General features: G+C 42.9%; 3 protein-coding genes and 1 pseudogene. 3 read left to right on the forward strand and 1 reads right to left on the reverse strand.

The features are described 5' to 3' along the window. Positions 1-84 precede the first annotated feature (84 nt). Positions 85-2225: pseudogene (locus ACI3E5_RS17440) on the reverse strand (HelD family protein). A 263-nt stretch (positions 2226-2488) separates the two neighbouring features. On the opposite strand from ACI3E5_RS17440, the gene ACI3E5_RS17445 reads away from it, so the two are divergent. The 3 genes from ACI3E5_RS17445 (at position 2489) to ACI3E5_RS17455 (ending at position 4199) form a co-directional block, all read left to right on the forward strand. Continuing rightward, positions 2489-3526, forward strand: a complete 1038-nt coding sequence (locus tag ACI3E5_RS17445; RefSeq protein ID WP_081117323.1) for an NADH:flavin oxidoreductase/NADH oxidase — start codon at positions 2489-2491, stop codon at positions 3524-3526. Positions 3527-3680: 154 nt separating this feature from the next. Continuing rightward, a complete protein-coding gene (locus ACI3E5_RS17450; protein ID WP_498822137.1) occupies positions 3681-3998 on the forward strand; it encodes a PadR family transcriptional regulator in 318 nt (105 codons plus the stop codon). A 6-nt stretch (positions 3999-4004) separates the two neighbouring features. After that, complete coding sequence (locus ACI3E5_RS17455; RefSeq protein ID WP_498822136.1) at positions 4005-4199, forward strand: hypothetical protein; 195 nt, start codon at positions 4005-4007, stop codon at positions 4197-4199. Positions 4200-4254 lie beyond the last annotated feature (55 nt).

Below are 4254 nucleotides of genomic sequence, written 5' to 3' on the forward strand. Positions count from 1 at the left end.
TTTTAATACCTAAAATGAAAATGGGGCTGAAGAATCAATTCTGATTCATCAGTCCCATAAATTATAGAGCCGTTTTTCGTTCTACTAGCAAGGAGGGAGAAACGGCGAAAAGGTTCCTTTTGAAGTTACCACCAGTTCTTCCATTGCACGAGAAATCGCCGTGTAGAGAATTCGCCGGTCTTGATCGGTATGATAATTTTCTTCTGAGACATCATATAGGAGGACCTGCTTAAATTCCAATCCTTTGGCAAGATGAATCGGTAAAACCGTTCCATGAAATGACACGGCCTGTTTATCGAAGAACTGTTTGAGCTCCTCACTGGATCGACTATCTTTGGTGATGATCGTTACTGGTTGCTTAAGTTCCTTTACTATGTCTACTAACGCAACGTCAGGCAGATTGGCATAAAACTGTGGCAACTTTCCTTCTGGTCGAACGGCAGAGATCTTTAAATTGGTTTTTTTGGTAGCATTTGGGCAAATAACCGCGTGATTGCACCGCTAGAACGATAACTCGTAGTCAGCTGATACGTTTCGAGGAATTTCGCCTGTTGTTGAAATAACGTTTGGATTTCTGATACGGTGATGGCACTTGTAAAGATCGCCTGTTGCTGATCCCCCACGAGGGTAAAAGCGGCCATAGGAAAAAGACATAATAGAAACTGAATTTGTGCTGGCGTATAATCTTGGACTTCATCGATAAACAGATAGCGTAACGCAGGGACAGGTTGTTTTTCGGCGAGCAAATGACGAATCAGCAATAGACAAACGGTATAATCCAAACTATCTGTTGTTTGCGTCAAAGTGATCTGTCCATGAGTAAAATAGTCGGCACTGTCTGCTAACAATCGTTTCGTATCAAACCAAGTAAGGTCGTTGATTTGTTTGGAAACTTTTGCGTATTTTTTCTTCAGGAGGCGAATGGCTGCTTTCTGAATCGTTTTTTCTGAATCATCCTTTAAAACTGTCCCTAATAGGGAGCGCTGTTTGTCTTCAGTCAAAGAACGAACTTGATCGTGAACATTTGCTGCTAAGGCATTTTTTTGCAGTCGATCCTCCCAAGCGTAAGCCAATTTCTTTTTGACTGCTTGGATGCGATCGCGCAAGGATGCCTGTTTCGGTGTCTCTTGGAAGAAAGTGTCGATCGTTTCTTCAGAAAAAAGGACGACGTTTTTTCTTTTGATTGGTTTAAACTGAAGCACAAGTTCTTCTGGCAGCTGTTTGCTCAAGGATTGAAGAAAGCGACTGAAGTCCGCACTGCGCAAAAGGTCGATTGCTTCACTGGGTGTTTGCTGGATGCGGTCAAAATACGCCTCTTCCGATTCTAAGTCAACACTAGGAAATGCTTGGCAAAACTGGCGCATGGTCAACGTCAATGGATTTTTTTCACCGAGGGAAGGCAGCACTTGCGAAATATAATCAATAAACCGAGAGTTCGGGGAGAGGATCAAGACATTCTCTACGGTCATCTCTTCACGAAAATGGTACAGCAAAAAGGCGATTCGCTGCATGACAGCAGACGTTTTTCCGCTTCCAGCAACACCGTTGACCAGTAGGTTTTTATGCGCTAAGTCACGGATGATGACGTTTTGTTCGTGTTGGATCGAAGCAGTGATATCTTGCATTTTTTGGCTATTATTGGCCTCAAGGGCTGCCAGTAACACTTCATCTTGAATCGCGACTGAGGTATCAAAGGCTTGCTTCAATTGATCTTTTTCGATAATAAATTGTCGGCGATGTTCAAGAGCGACAGAAATCGTCTGATTGTTCACTTGATAAGAGACCGGGCCCAAGCGTTTTGCATAGAACAATTCGGCAATTGGGGAGCGCCAATCATAGATCAGCCCTTCCTTATTTTCATTAACAAAACCATTGATCCCAATGTAAAAATCTTCTATTGTTTCCTCATCTTCAAACTGTAGGGAGATTTTACCAAAGTAGGGACTATCCAGTAGACGGTCGATGGCAGCTAATTCAAGTTCAGCAGATTGAAGAGCGGCGTTCATTTGGTCGATCTCACGGTTCTTACTTTCGATGGCAGCAAAAGTATCTAAACGGTCAGCAAAATTATCAAAGTTTAAGCGAATCTCTTCGCCGATGCTTTGCATCGCAAGGCGATCTTTTTTTCTGCCTTCAGTCAAGAAGGTGCTCAGCATTGTCTTTCGTGTCAGCAATTGCTGGTACGTGTCTGCGAGATGCTTCTTTTCAGCCTTTAGGTCGTTCATTCAGACTCACATCCATTCTCCAAAGTATCTCAATTATACGAGCATCCACCAAAAATACTAGTCTATTTTTTTGACTCTGGATGCGGTATAATAATAGTGGGAAGAGGCAACTGATTGTTCCAATGTCATGGGAGCAAGCAGAATGCGTCTATTTTTTTGTTTTAAAAATGAGAAAAAGGGTCATTGCTTGTGTTTTTGAAGGGGCTGTTTATACTGAATATAGAGAAAAATACAAAGCGAAAAATCGTTGAGGGAGTGTCAGCATGTCCAAATTATTGTCACCAGTGAAGCTAGCGAATTTAGCATTGGCCAACCGCGTCGTTATGTCGCCGATGTGTATGTATGAAGTAAAAAAAGAAGACGGTGTTGCGGAGCCTTTTCATTTTGTTCACTACGGGGCACGAGCATTAAGCAAAGTCGGCTTGATCATTATTGAAGCGACTGCCGTTGAACCAGACGGACGAATCACAAACAATGATCTAGGGTTATGGAATGAAGAGCAGCAAACAGAGCTGACGAAATTGGTGGAACTGCTGCATGGGTTCGATGCGCAAGTAGGCATCCAACTAAGCCATGCAGGACGAAAAGCAGTTGATGCCACCAATCCTTTGGCACCAAGTGCCGTTGCCTTTAACGAGCGCTACCCATTACCGTCAGAAATGACCCTGTCGGAGATCAAACGGGTGCAAGATAGTTTTGTTCAGGCTGCCCAACGAGCAGCCAATACGGGTGTCACGATGATCGAACTTCATGGGGCTCATGGCTACTTGATGGATCAATTTCTTTCGCCTCTCGTCAATCAACGCACCGACCAGTATGGTGGTTCCTTAGAGAATCGCTATCGCTTTGTAAAAGAAACGGTACAAGCAGTTCGGGCAGTCTTTTCTGGGTCCTTGTGGATGCGCTTGTCACTGACAGACTATGAAGAACCAGGACGCCAAAATTCGTTGGAAGATTGGCAGCAAGTGGCCCAATGGCTTCAAGCAGATGGCATTGATTGTCTTGACTGTTCCACAGGCGGTGTGGTGGATAAAAAGCCTAATATTCCGATCTATGATGGCTATCAAGTGCCCTTTGCTGCAGCTATCAAGCAAGTGGTCGATATTCCCGTAGCAGCAGTCGGTTTATTGGATAATCCTGATCTTTGCGAATATCTTTTGCAAACCAATCAAGTGGATTTGGTGTTACAAGGCCGCGCATTGATCAGAAATGTCAACTGGTTGGCAGATGCATCGGCGAAACTTCACGATAAGTCCTTTCAAGCTTACAATGATTCCTATCAACGCGGGGTGAAGCGTTGATTCATCTGATAAAAAAATCTCCTAGAAGAAAAATCTTCTTAGGAGATTTTTTTATTCTACTAGTATGCTTTACAAACTAGTGTCAAACACGTATACTAGGTACAACACTAGTTTGTATAACAAACTAGATAAAGGGAACCAAAGGAGGGAAATCGTGAAAGAGACGCAATTGCTAAAAGGGGTTTTGGAAGGGTGTGTTTTGCAAGTGATTGCTCAAAAAGAGATTTATGGTTATGAACTGGTACAGGAACTGAAGCAAAGAGGCTTTGAAACGATCGTTGGCGGCACGATCTATCCTTTGCTGCAGAAGTTGGAAAAACAAGAACTTATTACCTCTGAGATAAAAAAATCACCTGAAGGACCTGATCGCAAGTACTTCTCGATCACCCCGAAAGGCATAGACTATTTGGCACAATTTAGAGAACAATGGACGAACCTAATGAAGAAAGTCGAAGGATTATTTAAGGAGTGAGGAAACATGGCAAATAAACAAGAGACGACCTATTGGCGAGAGCAAACCAATCTGATCGAGCAACAATTCAATGAGAAAAATCGCCAATTTTTTGATGATTTTCGAAGCTACCTCTTACTTTCCAGCCTTTTTTACGATGAGCATAAAGTCACAGAGCAGGTATACGCGATTGCAATGGATGGTTTGGCAACACTTTTTTAGACAAATTTTATAAGGTGTTCTTTTCATTATCTATCCGAAGCCTCCGATTGCCCTT

Source organism: Candidatus Enterococcus avicola (assembly GCF_047470845.1).
In the GTDB taxonomy this organism is placed as follows: Bacteria; Bacillota; Bacilli; order Lactobacillales; family Enterococcaceae; genus Enterococcus_D; species Enterococcus_D casseliflavus.

Coding starts and splice junctions, on each gene's coding strand:
- ACI3E5_RS17455 (WP_498822136.1), top strand. CDS start 4,005: ATGGCAAATAAACAAGAGACGACCTATTGGCGAGAGCAAACCAATCTG.
- ACI3E5_RS17445 (WP_081117323.1), top strand. CDS start 2,489: ATGTCCAAATTATTGTCACCAGTGAAGCTAGCGAATTTAGCATTGGCC.